Genomic DNA, 13250 nt, shown 5'->3' with positions numbered 1-13250 from the left:
TTTCTCCATCAATTCAGGGCGGCGTTCGGCGCCTGCGCACCGCCGCGCCGCGTTACGCCGGCCAGTCCCAGCACGAACAGCGCCGAGCACAGCACGGGCACCGCGGCCGCGTGGAACAGCGCACCGTGCGTCCAGTTGAGCGCAATCAGTTGTCCGCCGACGAGCGGCCCGAGCACCGAGCCGATCCGGCCGATGCCGAGGCTCCAGCCGATGCCGGTCGAGCGCAGCGACGTCGGGTAATACTGGCCCGCGAGCGCGTTCACGGCCGGCTGCCCGCCGACCACGCAGAATCCGCCCGCGAACACGACGATCAGCAGCCACGGCAGCGCATGCGCGACCGAGCCGATCAGGCCGACCGAGACGGCCGCGCACGCGAAGCACGCGAACAGCACGCGCACGAAGCCGTAGCGTTCGATGAACCAGCCGAGCGACAGCGTGCCGATCACGCCGCCCGTCTGCAGCACCGTGCCGACGATCACCGCCGTGCCCGGCGAATAGCCCGCGTCGCGCATCACGGCCGGCAGCCAGTTCGACAGGAAGTACAGGTCGATCAGGTTCATGAAGCTGATGGCCCACAGCAGCAGCGTGACCGGCAGGCGGCCATGCCGGAACAGCTCGGCGACCGGCGCGCCGCTCGCCGCGCGCTCGCGCACGACCAGACGCGTGCTCGCGTCGATACCGGCCTGCGGCGCGAAGCGCGCGAGCCAGTCGCGTGCGTGCGCGTCGTGCCCTTTCAGCACCAGGAACTGCAGCGACTCGGGCAGCCGCGCGAGCATCGCGATCGTCAGCACGAGCGGCACCGCGCCGCCGACGAAGAACACCGCGCGCCAGCCGAGCGCCGGAATCAGCGCGGCGCTGATGAAGCCGCCGATCGCGGCGCCGAGCGTGAAGCCGCACGACACCATCATCATCCGCTTCACGCGATGCGCCGCCGGGCTGAATTCGCCGACCAGCGCCATCGCGTTCGGCATGATGCAGCCGAGGCCGAGGCCCGTGACGAAGCGCAGCGCCATCAGCATCGGAATCGAGCCCGCGAACGGCGTCGCGAGCATCGTCACGGCAAAGAACAGCGTCGAGCCGATCAGCACCGGGCGCCGCCCGATCCGGTCGGCCAGCACCGACAGCCCGAGCGCGCCGAGCAGCATCCCGAACAGGCTCGCGCTGAACACCGGACCGAGCGCCTGCTTCGGCACGCCCCATTCGGCGATCACGCTGGGCGCCACATACCCCATCGCCTGCGCATCGAAGCCGTCGATCACGAGGCACAGCCCGCACAGCGCGAGCAGCATCCAGTGAAAGCGCGGGCGATGGGTCTCGTCGATCACGCGCTCGACTTCGAGCACGCGCGCGTCGGCCGGCGCCGCGCTCATTGCGCGACCTCGGCGGCCGGATGCACGGCGGGCGTCACGCCCTGGCGCGCGAGCGCCATCGCTTCGCGCAGCACGTCGGCGTCGCCGATGTGGTTCGCGAGCAGCAGGATCAGCTTCGCGTTGACGAGCTGGCTGTCGGCGTCCGACAGGTCGCGATGCATGTCGATCAGCGCTTCGTAGAACGCGTCCGGATCGGCCAGGCGCGGGCGGGTGTCGAGTCGGGGCATGACGGGTGTCTCCGATTTTGGTGTCGTTGTGGTGTCGATACGGGGTTCAGCGTGCGCAGGTTGCGCGCGCCAGTGCGTCGGCGATCGCCTGGCGCTCGAGCGTACGCATCCGTGCGCACACGTGCTGGTCGGGGCGCAGCAGGTAGAACGTGCCGGGTTGCGCGTCGTAGCGTTGCGCGACGAAGCCGTCGACGTCCTCCACGACGTCGACCCCGGCCACCGGTTGTGCATGCCCGGCCGGCACGACCAGCACCGGCCGCACCGGCAGTGCGAGGCCGCCGAGCGCCTGCACGAGCGCGGCCGCGTCTGCCGGCAGCCCGAACAGCACGCCCGCGAAGCCATCGCCCAAATGCTGCAGCAGCCAGCCCGAAGCCCCCTGCGTGCGCACCGGCGCATCGGCCGCCGCGGCACCCGGGCGCATCGCGCACGCGAACGCGTCGCCGTTGCGGTCCGGCGTGTTCAGCGGCGAATCGGCCAGCGCGGCCGGCACCGACAGGCGGCCGCTGTTCACGAGCTTGCGCGCGAATTCGCAGTCGCGTGCGAGCTTCAGCGTCGCGTCACGGAACACGCGCGACACCGCGCTCTTCGGCGTGATGAAGTCGGTCGAGCGCGTCGAATTGCGGATGTTCTCGTCGGCCGCGAACTCGCGCTCGCTCGCATAGGTGTCGAGCAGGCGATCGTCCGCGCGGCCGTCGAGCACGAGCTTCAGCTTCCACGCGAGGTTGTCCGCGTCCTGCACGCCGCTGTTCGCGCCGCGCGCGCCGAACGGCGACACGCCGTGCGCGGAATCGCCCGCGAACAGCACGCGGCCGTGCCGGAACGTATCCATCCGCTGACAGCGGAACGTATAGACGCTCACCCATTCGAGCTCGAACTCGACGTCCGCCCCGAGCAGCGCACGCACGCGCGGAATCACGCGCTCCGGCTGCTTCTCCGCGACCGGATCGGCGTCCCAGCCGAGCTGGAAGTCGATGCGCCACACGTTGTCGGGCTGGCGGTGCAGCAGCACCGACTGGTTGCGGTGAAACGGCGGATCGAACCAGAACCAGCGCTCGGTCGGGAATTCCGCCTTCATCTTCACGTCGGCGATCAGGAAGCGGTCCTTGAACGTGCGGCCGCGGCTCTCGAGGCCCATCGCCGCGCGCATCGGGCTGCGCGAGCCGTCGGCCGCGATCACGTAGCGCGCGTGCAGCGTCTCGATGCCTTCCGGCGTCTCGACGGTCAGCGCCGCGTGCTCCGCCGACTGCGCGACGCCCGTCACCTTGTGCTTCCAGCGAATCTCCAGGTTCGGCAGTTCGAACGCGCGCTCGGCCAGATAGCCTTCGACGTAGTACTGCTGCAGGTTGATGAACGCGGGGCGCGCATGCCCTTCCTCGGGCAGCAGGTCGAAGGTGTAGAGCTGCTCGTCCTGCAGGAACACCTTGCCGACGTGCCAGCTCACCCCCTTCTCGACGAAGCGCTCGCCGCAGCCGAGCCGGTCGAAGATCTCGAGCGTGCGCTTCGCGAAGCAGATTGCGCGCGAGCCCGTCGACAACGTGTCGTCGTCGTCGAGCAGCACGACCGGCACGCCTTGCTGCGCCAGGTCGATCGCGGCCGACAGGCCCACCGGGCCCGCGCCGACGACGATCACCGGGTGGATGACCGCGTCATCGCCGGCGGCCCGCGCCGCGCGCGGCCGGTACTCGAACTTCAGCGTCTGGTAATCGATGCTCATGGTCGCCATCCGCTCCTCAACCCTGCCGTGCGCACGCTCGCGCGTGCCGCGTCGTGCCGCCCATGTCCGTGCCCTTTGCCCGCCGCTGCCGCGGCCCGTGCTGCTCCGCCCTCTTGCTGTCAACCGCCACGTCTCGCTCCTTGCTGCCTGTTGATTCGATTCGGGAAACGGCGCCGTTGCGGGCGCCCGAACGCCGCTTTTCTTGATCGGCGACAAATCGTTGGATTTACGAATAGTAAAACCAATTACGAATAGTGAAATCAACGTAAACCCTAGGCATCGTCCCCGGGACGGGATAACCATATGAGCGAAACGCCAAGCCGAGCCGGGCGCGCACTGCTAATATCAAGACACGAGGCGGCCCGTTCGGCCGCCATTTTTCCTTCCTACGCCGATGATTCCGCCCAACATTCCCGAACTGGTCGTCCGTGCCGGGCAGCTGCCGTATCTGCGGGAACACCTTGCGCTCGCCGAGGGCGGCACCGCGTGCGCGAATCTGCCGGAGCGCACGCTCGCGAGCGCCTACGAACCCATCTACGACGTGACGATGCCGGGCGCACCGCAGTCGACGTCGTTCACGGATGCGATCGAGCGCTACGGCGACGAGCTCGGCTTCCAGGCCGTCACGCTGGTCACGGGCGCCCCGCACGACCCGGTCGACTCGGCCGTCGACGATCAGGCGCTCGTCGCGATCGACCGGCTGTCGCGCGCGCTGCACGCGATCAATTTCTTCGGCGCGCAACGTCACGGGCTGCTGTTCCTGCGCGTGCACGAGCGGCTGCTCAAGAGCGTGAAGTACGACCACGGCAAGCATTTCTCGACGGTGCTGCAGCGGTTCGGGCTGCCGACCGAGCGGATCGTGATCGAGCTGCCGGCGGTCGCGGTCGCGCACAAGACCTTCCTCGGCTACCTGACGCGCAGCTACCAGCATCACGGCTTCAAGGTCGCGGACAAGCTGCCCGACCCGGGGCGGATCCTCGCGGTCGAATCGGAGATGGCGCGGCCCGACTACATCAAGATGGATGCGGGCATCGCGCTGCGCGACGGGATGGTGAAGGCGCTGGTCGCGTATGCGCAGCGTGTGCGCATTCCGCTGATTTTCGACGGCGTCGTCGACGAGACGCAGTGCGAACTGCTGCGCCAGCACGACGTGCGGTTCATGCAGGGGCCGGTGTTCGCGAAGGTCGTCACGGCCTGAACCGGGCGGGCGACGGGGCCAAGCCGGATGGCGGGTCCCGATGCCGTATTGCTCGGGAATCGGGGGGAGCGAGCAACGTCGCTCGCTGCCTCACGGTTTTGCGTCCATTCAGACGGAATGGTCGGACGCGCTCGCTCGCGGATGCTCACACGCGGTGCAACCGGCGGCTGCGCGCTTCCCCGTTCCGCAGAACCCGCGCTGCGTGGGCTCGCGGCGCCCCTCTCAGACCGTCTGCCCGAGCCGCTGCGCGAGCGCCTTCAGCTTCGGCCCGACCTGCGTGCGGAACACATGCTCGTCCATCGACGATGCCGGCCCGCGGCGCCCGTCTCAGACCGTCTGCCCGAGCCGCTGCGCGAGCGCCCTCAGCTTCGGCCCGACCTGCGTACGGAACACATGCTCGTCCATCGACGATGCGGGCCCGCTGCAGCTCAGGATCAGCCAGCGCCCCTCGCGCGGCTCGCGAAACGGCACGGCCGCCGCGTTCACGTCCATGTGCCACGCGCGAAACGAATAGCAGCATCCACCCTCGGAGAACTCGGCCACCGCACGCTGCGCGGCCGCGACGAGCGCATCCGCATCGGCCGCGCCGCCGGCCGCCCGGTGCAGGTCCGCATAAAGCGCGCGGCGCACGTCATCCGGCTGCACGGCGAGGTACGCGCGTCCCATCGAGCTCGTCAGCATCGACAGCCGCGAGCCGGGCGCGAGCCCGAGCGTCAGCGCGGTTTCGCTGCGGATCGTCTCCAGGTAGATCATGTCGAGCCCGTCGCGGCAGCCGAGCGACACGGCCGCGCCGATTTCGCGCGCGAGCGCCTGCATGTGCGGCCGCGCGAGATCGATCGTCCCGGAGCCCGACAGCAGCGCGTAGCCGAGCGACAGCACGCCGGCGTCGAGCGCATACTTTCCGAGCGTTTCGTCGTAGCGCAGGTAGCCGAGCACGGTCAGCGTGTAGGCGAGCCGGTTCACCGTCGCCTTCGGCAGCCCGGTGCGCTCCGCGAAGTCGCGATTGCCGAGCATCGTCTCGCCGGGCCGGAACGCGCGCAACAGGTCGAGCCCGCGCGCGAGCGCAACGACGAACTTGCGGTCGTCGATCATGGTTTCGTCGATGGTTGAAAGCGTCATCTGGTGCTACACTGGGTTGGTTTTGCAAAACATTGTTCCGCACAGCGGAACTAGAGTCAAGCAAACTTTAGATATCGGGCAAGGCGGCGAAGCGCCAACCCGGGACGACCGCAAAGCATGGAATCAGGCAAGCGCTGAATGTGCCAACTCTGCCCAATCGCGAAGCATCGGGCAGAGCAAGCGGCGAAGCGCCCCGACAGGAGATGACACGATGAGCGCTGCAACTTTTCATTGGGACGATCCGCTGCTGCTCGACCAGCAACTGACCGAAGAAGAGCGGATGGTGCGCGATGCCGCGCACGCCTACGCGCAGGACAAGCTCGCCCCGCGCGTCACCGAGGCGTTCCGCCACGAACGCACCGACGCCGGGATCTTCCGCGAAATGGGTGAAATCGGCCTGCTCGGCCCGACGATTCCGGAGGAATACGGCGGCCCGGGCCTCAATTACGTCAGCTACGGCCTGATCGCGCGCGAAGTCGAGCGCGTCGACTCCGGCTACCGCTCGATGATGTCCGTGCAGTCGTCGCTCGTGATGGTGCCGATCTTCGAATTCGGCTCGGACGCGCAGAAGCAGAAATACCTGCCGAAGCTCGCGACCGGCGAATGGATCGGCTGCTTCGGGCTGACCGAGCCGAATCACGGCTCCGACCCGGGCGGCATGGTCACGCGCGCGAAGAAGGTGCCCGGCGGCTATTCGCTGTCCGGCGCGAAGATGTGGATCACCAACTCCCCGATCGCCGACGTGTTCGTCGTGTGGGCGAAGCTGGAAGAAAACGGCAAGGACGCCATCCGCGGCTTCATCCTCGAGAAAGGCTGGAAGGGCCTGTCGGCACCGGCGATCCACGGCAAGGTCGGGCTGCGCGCGTCGATCACCGGCGAGATCGTCCTCGACGAAGTGTTCGTGCCCGAAGAGAACCTGCTGCCGAACGTGAGCGGCCTGCGCGGCCCGTTCACGTGCCTGAACTCGGCACGCTACGGGATCGCCTGGGGCGCGCTCGGCGCGGCCGAATCCTGCTGGCACACCGCGCGCCAGTACGTGCTCGACCGCCAGCAGTTCGGCCGGCCGCTCGCCGCGAACCAGCTGATCCAGAAGAAGCTCGCCGACATGCAGACTGAAATCACGCTCGGCCTGCAGGGCGTGCTGCGTCTCGGCCGGATGAAGGACGAAGGCACGGCGGCCGTCGAGATCACGTCGATCATGAAGCGCAACTCGTGCGGGAAGTCGCTCGACATCGCGCGGCTCGCGCGCGACATGCTCGGCGGCAACGGCATCTCGGACGAATTCGGCGTCGCGCGCCACCTCGTGAACCTCGAAGTGGTCAACACGTACGAAGGCACGCACGACATCCACGCGCTGATCCTCGGCCGCGCGCAAACGGGCATCCAGGCTTTCTTCTGATCAATCGCGCATAACCCGCCGCGCCCGCGCGCCGCATGCGCTGAAACGACACGGCCCGCCCAGCAGCGATGCCGGGCGGGCCGTTGTCATCGGTGCGCCCGTTCGTTACGCGCCATCGATGCGTCAGCCGATGCTTACTTGTTCGGCTGCGGCGTGAGGCGCAGGTACGGACGCACTGCGTTGAAGCCCTTCGGGAAGCGTTTCTTCAGTTCTTCCGGATCCTGCAGCGACGGCACGATCACGACGTCATCGCCGTCCTTCCAGTTGCCGGGCGTCGCGACTTTGTAATTATCGGTCAGTTGCAGCGAGTCGATCACGCGAAGCACTTCGTCGAAGTTGCGCCCGGTGCTGGCCGGATAGGTAATGGTGAGCCGCACCTTCTTGTTCGGGTCGATCACGAACAGCGAGCGCACCGTCAGCGTCTCGTTCGCGTTCGGGTGGATCATGTCGTACAGTTGCGAGACCTTGCGGTCCGCGTCGGCGATGATCGGGAAACCGACGACCGTCGACTGCGTTTCGTTGATGTCGTTGATCCAGCCTTTGTGCGATTCGGCGTTGTCGACCGACAGCGCGATCACCTTCACGTTGCGTTTCTCGAATTCGCCCTTCAGCTTCGAGGTCAACCCGAGCTCAGTCGTGCACACCGGCGTGTAGTCGGCCGGGTGCGAGAACAGGACGCCCCAGCTGTTGCCCAGCCACTCGTGAAACTTGATCGGGCCCAGGCTCGATTCCTGCTCGAAATCCGGTGCGATGTCACCAAGACGCAGACTCATGATGCTCCCTCCTCGAACGATGCTGGTTGAAACCGCGCGCTGGACGGCGCGGGACAGTCCATCAGCTTACGGGAAGCAATGGGCCGTGCGAACGATTATTCCGTTTGATATTCATACTTTTTTGTCATTTTTACCCTGCGGCGAAGCAGGCCTGACGGCGGCAACAGAACTTTTTGCACGGTTTGCGGCTCTGTTTAAAATTACAAGTCGTTTAACATGCGGTATTGCACCGCCGCCGTGTGTGTTCCCGGCTCGCCAGCAGGCAGGGGTTTCGTTACGATGTGAACCTGCAGCATGACAGCATGAAGGGAGTTGCAATGTCGGAAATCAACAAGGAGAAACTGATGTCGGATATCAAAACCGTTCTCTCGGACGCCGAGGATCTGCTCAAGCAAGCAGCGAGCAGCACGGGCGATCGTGCAGCCGAGCTGCGCGAGAAAGCCATGTCGCGTCTGAAGCAGGCCAGGGAAAAGGCAGCCGACGTTCAGGTCGTGGTGGTCGAGAAAGGCAAGAAGGCTGCGCGCGCGACCGACGATTACGTGCATGAGCATCCGTGGACGTCGATCGGCGTCGCCGCGGGTGTCGGCGTGTTGATCGGTCTGCTGATCAACCGCAAGTAACGCGCTCAGCGCTGTTCCGACCCATGTGCCGCACGGTGCGGCGCATGGGTGCCGAAGCCTGCCGGTGGTTCGCCACCGGCAGGCTTTGACCTAGCCGCTTACTGCGCGCGCAAGCGCCTCATCCATGACGACAGACACTCACTCGCAGCCGTCCGGCCACGGACCGCTGCGCCGCCTCGTCGGCTCAGCGATCGGCCTGCTGCAAACGCGCCTCGAACTGGTCGGCATCGAACTCGCCGAGGAGAAGGAACGCCTGATGGGCGTGCTGTTCCTCGGGCTCGCGGCGATGATGCTCGCAACGATGGCGCTGATCAGCCTGACCGTGCTCGTCGCGATCGCGTTCTGGGACACCTATCGCTGGCAGTCGCTCGCGGGCATTACCGCGCTGTACGCGATCGCCGCCCTCGTGTGTGGGCTGAAGGCGCGCTCTGGCCTGCGCGAAGCGCCGACCGTGTTCGAGTCCACGCTCGCCGAGCTCGAGAAAGACCGCGAAATTTTCCGCGGCAAGCCGTGAACGCAGTCGTGTTCGCCCCTCTCACCTACTTCGCCGACGCGCCATGAGCCAGAACGTCACGGGCAATTCCCCCCGCCCCCATTCGTCGCGATCGCACTGGAGCGCGTCGCAGCATCGCGCGCTCCGCAAGGAATTGCTGATCCTGCGCTCCGAGGTCGAGCGGCTCGAGCTTGCCGAGGCCGCAGCCGAAGTGCGCCACGCCGTCACGCGCTTCAGGTGGCTCAAGGTGTTCATTCCCGGCCTGTCGGGCGGCACGTTCAGCCAGTCCGCCAAGCACCTGAACGCGAGCCTCGGCCAACTCGTGAACCAGTATCCGATGCTGAGTTCGCTCGCATCGCTCGTGCTGGCGAAACCCGTCCGCTCGCTGCTGCGCGCGAGCGCGGGCCCCGCGTTGAAGTGGGGCACCGTCGGCTTCGCCGCGTGGGAGGTCTACCGGATCTGGAAACAGTCGCGCGACGAGCGCGGAACTACCGTCAACGATGACTGAGACGTAACGACAAGCGCGCACGGCGTCGCGCCGTCGCGCGTTTTCCGCGCGCCTTCCGTCCGTTGCAGCGTGATCAACGCACGCCCCAGCATGTGCGCTCCCGCGCATCGGCCTCGCTGCCGTCATTCGATCCCGCATTGCCTTTCGTCCCGTCCGAACGCAGCGTGAATGCACCGCATGCGTCGTCGCGCATCGGGCCCGCATCGAGCGGACTCGCAATGAGCTCATAGACGACCGCTGCATCGTCGCCGACCGATCGCCGCAGCGCGACGCGATAGACCGCCGGCCCGTCCGGCGGCGCGTGCGCATAGGCGTCCGGCAAGCTCTGCGGCGGCGGGCCGTCGAGCATTTCGAGATATTGAGCCGCACGGTACAGCGCGGCAACCGCCGACGCGCGATGCATGCGCGCGACATGCTCGCGATACGACGGAATACCCCACCCGGCCAGCACAGCGACGATCGCGAGCACGATCATCAGTTCGAGCAACGTGAACGCCGCCGCTCGGCGCATCCGCGCAGGGCCTTTCATCGATGCACCGCCGCGACGCGACGCCAGCGCTGCGCAACGATGCGTCCGTCGCGCAGCGCGACCTGGCTCTGCAGCCAGACCACGCTCGACGCATGGCCGCCGACGCCGCGCGCGGTGACGAGGTAGGCACGACTGCGTTGCGGACCGACGCCTCGCCAGGCTTCGATCAGGCAACGCGGCGGCTGCGCCGCCATCGGCCAGGACGCGAACGGGGCGAACGCTTCGGCGGCGCCCAGTGCAGGCGTGCGTCGCCATCCCTCGGGCTCGACCGATGATGCGGGTTCGTCCAGGTACGGCGCCCCGCCGCGCAGCAATCGCGCGGTGCAGGCCGCCAGTGCCGCATCGGCCGCGTGGAATGCAATCAGCCGGTCCGACAACGCCCGCGTGCGGCGCGATTCCGTCAGTGCGGATTCGAACCACGTGCCGGTCAGCGCGGCGACCGCCGCACCGACCGCGATCACGGCAGGCAGCGCAAGGCCCGCGTCGCGACGCCAGCTTCGAGTGGCGGACAGAGCGCGTGCGCGCGTCGCGCCGCCGCTCAACATGATGCCTCCGCCGCGCGGTGCGTACCGCAGGGCGCCCCGGCGCGCCTTCTCGCACGTCCGGCCACGATTCGCATCGCAAGGTTGCCGATGAACCCGTTTGCGTGAATCATCGCAACGCCTCATGGTCCGGCGCCGCGTCACGGACAGGATCGGCGAATGCGACCGCGGAATTTCGCAACGCGACGATTCGATGCAGCACCAGATGCGCGCGACCCTCCGGCGCAGCGGCCGTACGGCCGTCGCAATCGACATGACGCGCGGGCTCGTGCGTCGGCTCGCCACGCGCCCTCACGCACACATGCACGGCGACGACATCGCGCCAGCCGTCAGCGCCCATCGCGTGCGCGTCGACGAACTGCGCACCGTCGCGACGCAGGTAACGCACGCGCAGTTGGTCGATCCCGGACACGACGGGTTGCGGTGTGCCTGGACGCCCGCTTCCCTCGCAGTACAGTTCGGGTTCGCCCGTCGACGGGCTGACATGCGCGTCGAAACGGTTTTCCACGAGCGGCCGCTCACCCGGGGCGCCGATACCCTGCCCGAGACAATCCGACACCTGTGCGCTGCTGGTCGGCCACGTCGACACGGCATCGCCGACATACCGGATCAGCACCGCATCCGACGCCGCGCGCACGGCTTCGCAGCGCACCTGCGCGCCATCGCCTCGCACACGGCCCGCGGAACAGCCGAACACTGGCGGCAACGATGACGCTCCGTCGACATCGAGCGGCCGAAACCCGGCCATCTGGATCTGCTGGCCGATCAGCATCAGTGCGGTCGCGGCCGCATCGCGCATCCGGAACCCGTCTTCCGCCCGCCGCTGCGCGACGCGCTGCGCGTGATACAGCGCACCGGCCGCGGCAAGCACGAGCAGACCGACGATCATCGCGATCAGCACTTCGAGCAGCGTATGCGCGCGGCTGCGGCGATCAGCGTTCAACGGCATCGACCTCGACCTCCCGAAACGGAATCCGCACGCACGACGGCGGCTTCACCGTTACCCCCGCGCCTTCGCATCGCGTCGACACCGCCGCGCCCGCACCGCGCCAGCCGACAATCACGAACCGGACACCGCCCGGCCCATGGTCAAGCGTCATCGCACCGCCCGGCAACGATGCGGCCGCGAGCGCCGCGATGCCGTCGTCGGCGCCTGCCGCTGCGTGTCGGCGCTCGATGCGTGCATCGGCCAGCCACAGCGCGCGTTCACGCCAGATCGTCGCCCGCTGCGCGCGCGTCATCGCAAGCTGGCTGCCGGCCACGGCCAGCATCACGGCTGCGAGCAGCGCGACGGCCAGCACCGCTTCGAGCAGCGACGTGCCGCGCATCGACCAGCGCACGCGCTTCATGCCGCGCCGCAACGCCCGGCGGCGACGCGCGCCCGGCCGCCCGCCGCGATCCGGATGCAACGCGACACGCGTGCGTCGTCCCCGGACAGCATGCGCTGCGGACGCAATTCGAAACGCCTGATCCCGCCGATCACCTGGCCCGCCGGCGGCGCGAACGCCAGATCGTGCGCGATGCCCGCGACGGCGATGTCGGCATCGCGCGGATAACGCCGCAGCACGCGCGACTGTCCGTCGAACTGCCCGCTGACGATCCAGCCGCACGACCATTCCGCCGGGTCGCACCGCTCGCCGGAACGCATGCAGTCGCCGTCGCGCCCGGCCCTGCACAGCGTGACGCGCACGCCGAGACGCGTCGCCTCGGTGCGTGCGAACGACAACGCACCGAGCAGCGCGCGCGAGCGCGCATCCACGCGTTCGCGCATGTGCCATTGATTGAATGCGGGTGCTGCGAAAAGTCCGATCGACGCCGCCAGCGCGATCGCGACCATCAGCTCGACGAGCGTGAAGCCGCCGCAGCAGCGCATGCCTTTTTCGACGACCTGCCGGTGCAGTTCCATCGCCATCGCCCTCCGTCAACGTGATGCGACGACTGTAGCGACGCGAGCGAACGCGCGCCATTGGCCGAACGGACGACTGGCGACATGCGATCGCGGCCGACACAATCGGCACGAATCGAACCCACGGAGAAGACGATGAACGGACGCAGCGCGTCAGCGCTTACGCGGAGGCTTGGAGGGGGACGCGCGACGGAACTCTTCGATCACGTCGGCAAATTCGGAAACGTCCTCGAACCGGCGGTAAACCGATGCGAAACGGACATAGGCGATCGTATCGAGACCGCGCAACTCGTTCATCACGAGTTCGCCGAGCTTCTCGCTACGCACTTCCCGCTCGCCGGTGGCGAGCAGTTGATATTCGATGCGGGCGACCGCCGCGTCGATCGCGTCAGCCGCAACCGGCCGCTTGCGCAGCGCGAGTTGCATGCTGGCGACGATCTTGCGACGATCGAATTCCGTGCGGCTGCCGTCCTTCTTCACGACGGCCGGCAGGTTCAGCTCGACCCGCTCGTACGTCGTGAAGCGCTTGTCGCAAGCCGAGCAGCGACGGCGCCGGCGAATGGCGGCGCCATCTTCGGACACGCGCGAGTCGACGACCTGCGTGTCTTCATGCCGGCAGAACGGGCAGCGCATGCGGGATCAGCGATAGACCGGGAAACGCTTGGTCAGCTCGGCCACTTGCCCGCGCACGCGCTCGATCGTCGCCGCATCTTCCGGCGCTTCAAGCACGTCCGCGATCAGGTTGCCGACCTGCTCGGCTTCCGCCGGGCCGAAGCCGCGCGTCGTCATCGCCGGCGAACCCAGGCGGATGCCGCTCGTCACGAACGGCTTTTCCGGATCGTTCGGGATCGC

General features: G+C 67.7%; 17 protein-coding genes and 2 pseudogenes. 6 read left to right on the top strand and 13 right to left on the bottom strand.

What is annotated here, in order from left to right; genetic code table 11:
• Positions 1 to 8: 8 nt before the first annotated feature.
• Genes SB786_RS25150 through SB786_RS25140 form a run of 3 tightly spaced genes read right to left on the bottom strand, consistent with a single transcriptional unit; the run spans position 9 to position 3320 of the window.
• Positions 9 to 1370, bottom strand: coding sequence for an MFS transporter (locus tag SB786_RS25150; protein ID WP_410729845.1), 1362 nt, complete (start codon positions 1368 to 1370; stop codon positions 9 to 11).
• The gene (locus tag SB786_RS25145) at positions 1367 to 1597 is read right to left on the bottom strand and encodes a DUF2783 domain-containing protein (protein WP_006760629.1); all 231 of its coding nucleotides are present in this window, start codon (positions 1595 to 1597) and stop codon (positions 1367 to 1369) included. The genes SB786_RS25150 and SB786_RS25145 overlap by 4 nt, the downstream gene beginning before the upstream one ends.
• Before the next feature lie 46 nt (positions 1598 to 1643).
• Entirely contained in the window at positions 1644 to 3320 is a 1677-nt protein-coding gene (locus SB786_RS25140; RefSeq protein WP_410729843.1) for an FAD-dependent oxidoreductase, read from the bottom strand.
• A gap of 385 nt (positions 3321 to 3705) precedes the next feature.
• Here SB786_RS25140 and SB786_RS25135 point away from each other — a divergent pair, with 385 nt between their 5' ends.
• Complete coding sequence (locus tag SB786_RS25135; RefSeq protein WP_006760627.1) at positions 3706 to 4509, top strand: EAL domain-containing protein; 804 nt, start codon at positions 3706 to 3708, stop codon at positions 4507 to 4509.
• Between the two features lie 222 nt (positions 4510 to 4731).
• Here SB786_RS25135 and SB786_RS25130 read toward each other — a convergent pair.
• Both SB786_RS25130 and SB786_RS25125 read right to left on the bottom strand, forming a co-directional pair.
• A pseudogene (locus SB786_RS25130) lies at positions 4732 to 4824 on the bottom strand (IclR family transcriptional regulator); the annotation flags it as partial.
• A gap of 12 nt (positions 4825 to 4836) precedes the next feature.
• Positions 4837 to 5628 carry an IclR family transcriptional regulator gene (locus SB786_RS25125; RefSeq protein ID WP_410729842.1) on the bottom strand — a complete coding sequence of 264 codons (792 nt, stop codon included), beginning with the start codon at positions 5626 to 5628 and terminating at the stop codon, positions 4837 to 4839.
• A 211-nt stretch (positions 5629 to 5839) separates the two neighbouring features.
• Here SB786_RS25125 and SB786_RS25120 point away from each other — a divergent pair, with 211 nt between their 5' ends.
• Positions 5840 to 7027: an acyl-CoA dehydrogenase gene (locus SB786_RS25120; protein ID WP_410729841.1), complete on the top strand. Its 1188-nt coding sequence runs from the start codon at positions 5840 to 5842 to the stop codon at positions 7025 to 7027.
• A 134-nt stretch (positions 7028 to 7161) separates the two neighbouring features.
• Here the strand turns inward: SB786_RS25120 and SB786_RS25115 are convergent, their stop codons facing one another.
• On the bottom strand, positions 7162 to 7800 hold the full coding sequence (locus tag SB786_RS25115) for a peroxiredoxin (protein WP_410729840.1): 639 nt from the start codon (positions 7798 to 7800) through the stop codon (positions 7162 to 7164).
• Positions 7801 to 7819: 19 nt separating this feature from the next.
• Between SB786_RS25115 and SB786_RS25110 the strand changes: the two genes are divergently transcribed.
• From SB786_RS25110 to SB786_RS25095, 4 genes are all read left to right on the top strand, one after another.
• A complete protein-coding gene (locus SB786_RS25110) occupies positions 7820 to 8098 on the top strand; it encodes a hypothetical protein (protein WP_410729839.1) in 279 nt (92 codons plus the stop codon).
• Positions 8099 to 8117: 19 nt separating this feature from the next.
• A complete protein-coding gene (locus SB786_RS25105) occupies positions 8118 to 8420 on the top strand; it encodes a YqjD family protein (protein ID WP_006760623.1) in 303 nt (100 codons plus the stop codon).
• A gap of 124 nt (positions 8421 to 8544) precedes the next feature.
• The gene (locus SB786_RS25100; RefSeq protein ID WP_410729838.1) at positions 8545 to 8934 is read left to right on the top strand and encodes a phage holin family protein; all 390 of its coding nucleotides are present in this window, start codon (positions 8545 to 8547) and stop codon (positions 8932 to 8934) included.
• Positions 8935 to 8977: 43 nt separating this feature from the next.
• A complete protein-coding gene (locus SB786_RS25095) occupies positions 8978 to 9421 on the top strand; it encodes a DUF3318 domain-containing protein (RefSeq protein ID WP_410729837.1) in 444 nt (147 codons plus the stop codon).
• Between the two features lie 73 nt (positions 9422 to 9494).
• On the opposite strand, the gene SB786_RS25090 is transcribed toward SB786_RS25095, so the two are convergent.
• The 7 genes and pseudogenes from SB786_RS25090 to glyA form a co-directional block, all read right to left on the bottom strand.
• Positions 9495 to 9950, bottom strand: a complete 456-nt coding sequence (locus tag SB786_RS25090) for a type IV pilin protein (protein WP_410729836.1) — start codon at positions 9948 to 9950, stop codon at positions 9495 to 9497.
• Positions 9947 to 10495 carry a hypothetical protein gene (locus tag SB786_RS25085; RefSeq protein ID WP_410729835.1) on the bottom strand — a complete coding sequence of 183 codons (549 nt, stop codon included), beginning with the start codon at positions 10493 to 10495 and terminating at the stop codon, positions 9947 to 9949. The genes SB786_RS25090 and SB786_RS25085 overlap by 4 nt, the downstream gene beginning before the upstream one ends.
• Positions 10496 to 10601: 106 nt before the next feature.
• The gene (locus SB786_RS25080) at positions 10602 to 11441 is read right to left on the bottom strand and encodes a PilW family protein (protein WP_410729834.1); all 840 of its coding nucleotides are present in this window, start codon (positions 11439 to 11441) and stop codon (positions 10602 to 10604) included.
• Positions 11425 to 11841, bottom strand: coding sequence for a hypothetical protein (locus SB786_RS25075; protein WP_410729833.1), 417 nt, complete (start codon positions 11839 to 11841; stop codon positions 11425 to 11427). The genes SB786_RS25080 and SB786_RS25075 overlap by 17 nt, the downstream gene beginning before the upstream one ends.
• A complete protein-coding gene (locus SB786_RS25070) occupies positions 11838 to 12398 on the bottom strand; it encodes a GspH/FimT family pseudopilin (RefSeq protein WP_410729832.1) in 561 nt (186 codons plus the stop codon). The genes SB786_RS25075 and SB786_RS25070 overlap by 4 nt, the downstream gene beginning before the upstream one ends.
• A gap of 153 nt (positions 12399 to 12551) precedes the next feature.
• On the bottom strand, positions 12552 to 13031 hold the full coding sequence (gene nrdR / locus SB786_RS25065; protein ID WP_006760615.1) for a transcriptional regulator NrdR: 480 nt from the start codon (positions 13029 to 13031) through the stop codon (positions 12552 to 12554).
• 6 nt (positions 13032 to 13037) lie between these two features.
• A pseudogene (gene glyA, locus SB786_RS25060) lies at positions 13038 to 13250 on the bottom strand (serine hydroxymethyltransferase); the annotation flags it as partial.

The organism is Burkholderia sp. SIMBA_062, assembly GCF_046534765.1.
Taxonomy (GTDB): Bacteria; Pseudomonadota; Gammaproteobacteria; order Burkholderiales; family Burkholderiaceae; genus Burkholderia; species Burkholderia ambifaria.
The sequence above is the reverse complement of the archived record's forward strand: the minus strand, read 5'-3'. Positions and strand labels throughout refer to the sequence as shown.

Bases quoted from the DNA above. Each gene is read 5' to 3' on its own strand.
- SB786_RS25115 (WP_410729840.1), bottom strand. From the start codon at position 7,800: ATGAGTCTGCGTCTTGGTGACATCGCACCGGATTTCGAGCAGGAATCG.
- SB786_RS25075 (WP_410729833.1), bottom strand. From the start codon at position 11,841: ATGAAGCGCGTGCGCTGGTCGATGCGCGGCACGTCGCTGCTCGAAGCG.
- SB786_RS25080 (WP_410729834.1), bottom strand. From the start codon at position 11,441: ATGCCGTTGAACGCTGATCGCCGCAGCCGCGCGCATACGCTGCTCGAA.
- SB786_RS25105 (WP_006760623.1), top strand. From the start codon at position 8,118: ATGTCGGAAATCAACAAGGAGAAACTGATGTCGGATATCAAAACCGTT.
- nrdR (WP_006760615.1), bottom strand. From the start codon at position 13,031: ATGCGCTGCCCGTTCTGCCGGCATGAAGACACGCAGGTCGTCGACTCG.
- SB786_RS25145 (WP_006760629.1), bottom strand. From the start codon at position 1,597: ATGCCCCGACTCGACACCCGCCCGCGCCTGGCCGATCCGGACGCGTTC.
- SB786_RS25070 (WP_410729832.1), bottom strand. From the start codon at position 12,398: ATGGAACTGCACCGGCAGGTCGTCGAAAAAGGCATGCGCTGCTGCGGC.
- SB786_RS25095 (WP_410729837.1), top strand. From the start codon at position 8,978: ATGAGCCAGAACGTCACGGGCAATTCCCCCCGCCCCCATTCGTCGCGA.
- SB786_RS25135 (WP_006760627.1), top strand. From the start codon at position 3,706: ATGATTCCGCCCAACATTCCCGAACTGGTCGTCCGTGCCGGGCAGCTG.
- SB786_RS25125 (WP_410729842.1), bottom strand. From the start codon at position 5,628: ATGACGCTTTCAACCATCGACGAAACCATGATCGACGACCGCAAGTTC.
- SB786_RS25090 (WP_410729836.1), bottom strand. From the start codon at position 9,950: ATGAAAGGCCCTGCGCGGATGCGCCGAGCGGCGGCGTTCACGTTGCTC.
- SB786_RS25140 (WP_410729843.1), bottom strand. From the start codon at position 3,320: ATGGCGACCATGAGCATCGATTACCAGACGCTGAAGTTCGAGTACCGG.
- SB786_RS25120 (WP_410729841.1), top strand. From the start codon at position 5,840: ATGAGCGCTGCAACTTTTCATTGGGACGATCCGCTGCTGCTCGACCAG.
- SB786_RS25085 (WP_410729835.1), bottom strand. From the start codon at position 10,495: ATGTTGAGCGGCGGCGCGACGCGCGCACGCGCTCTGTCCGCCACTCGA.
- SB786_RS25110 (WP_410729839.1), top strand. From the start codon at position 7,820: ATGCTGGTTGAAACCGCGCGCTGGACGGCGCGGGACAGTCCATCAGCT.
- SB786_RS25100 (WP_410729838.1), top strand. From the start codon at position 8,545: ATGACGACAGACACTCACTCGCAGCCGTCCGGCCACGGACCGCTGCGC.
- SB786_RS25150 (WP_410729845.1), bottom strand. From the start codon at position 1,370: ATGAGCGCGGCGCCGGCCGACGCGCGCGTGCTCGAAGTCGAGCGCGTG.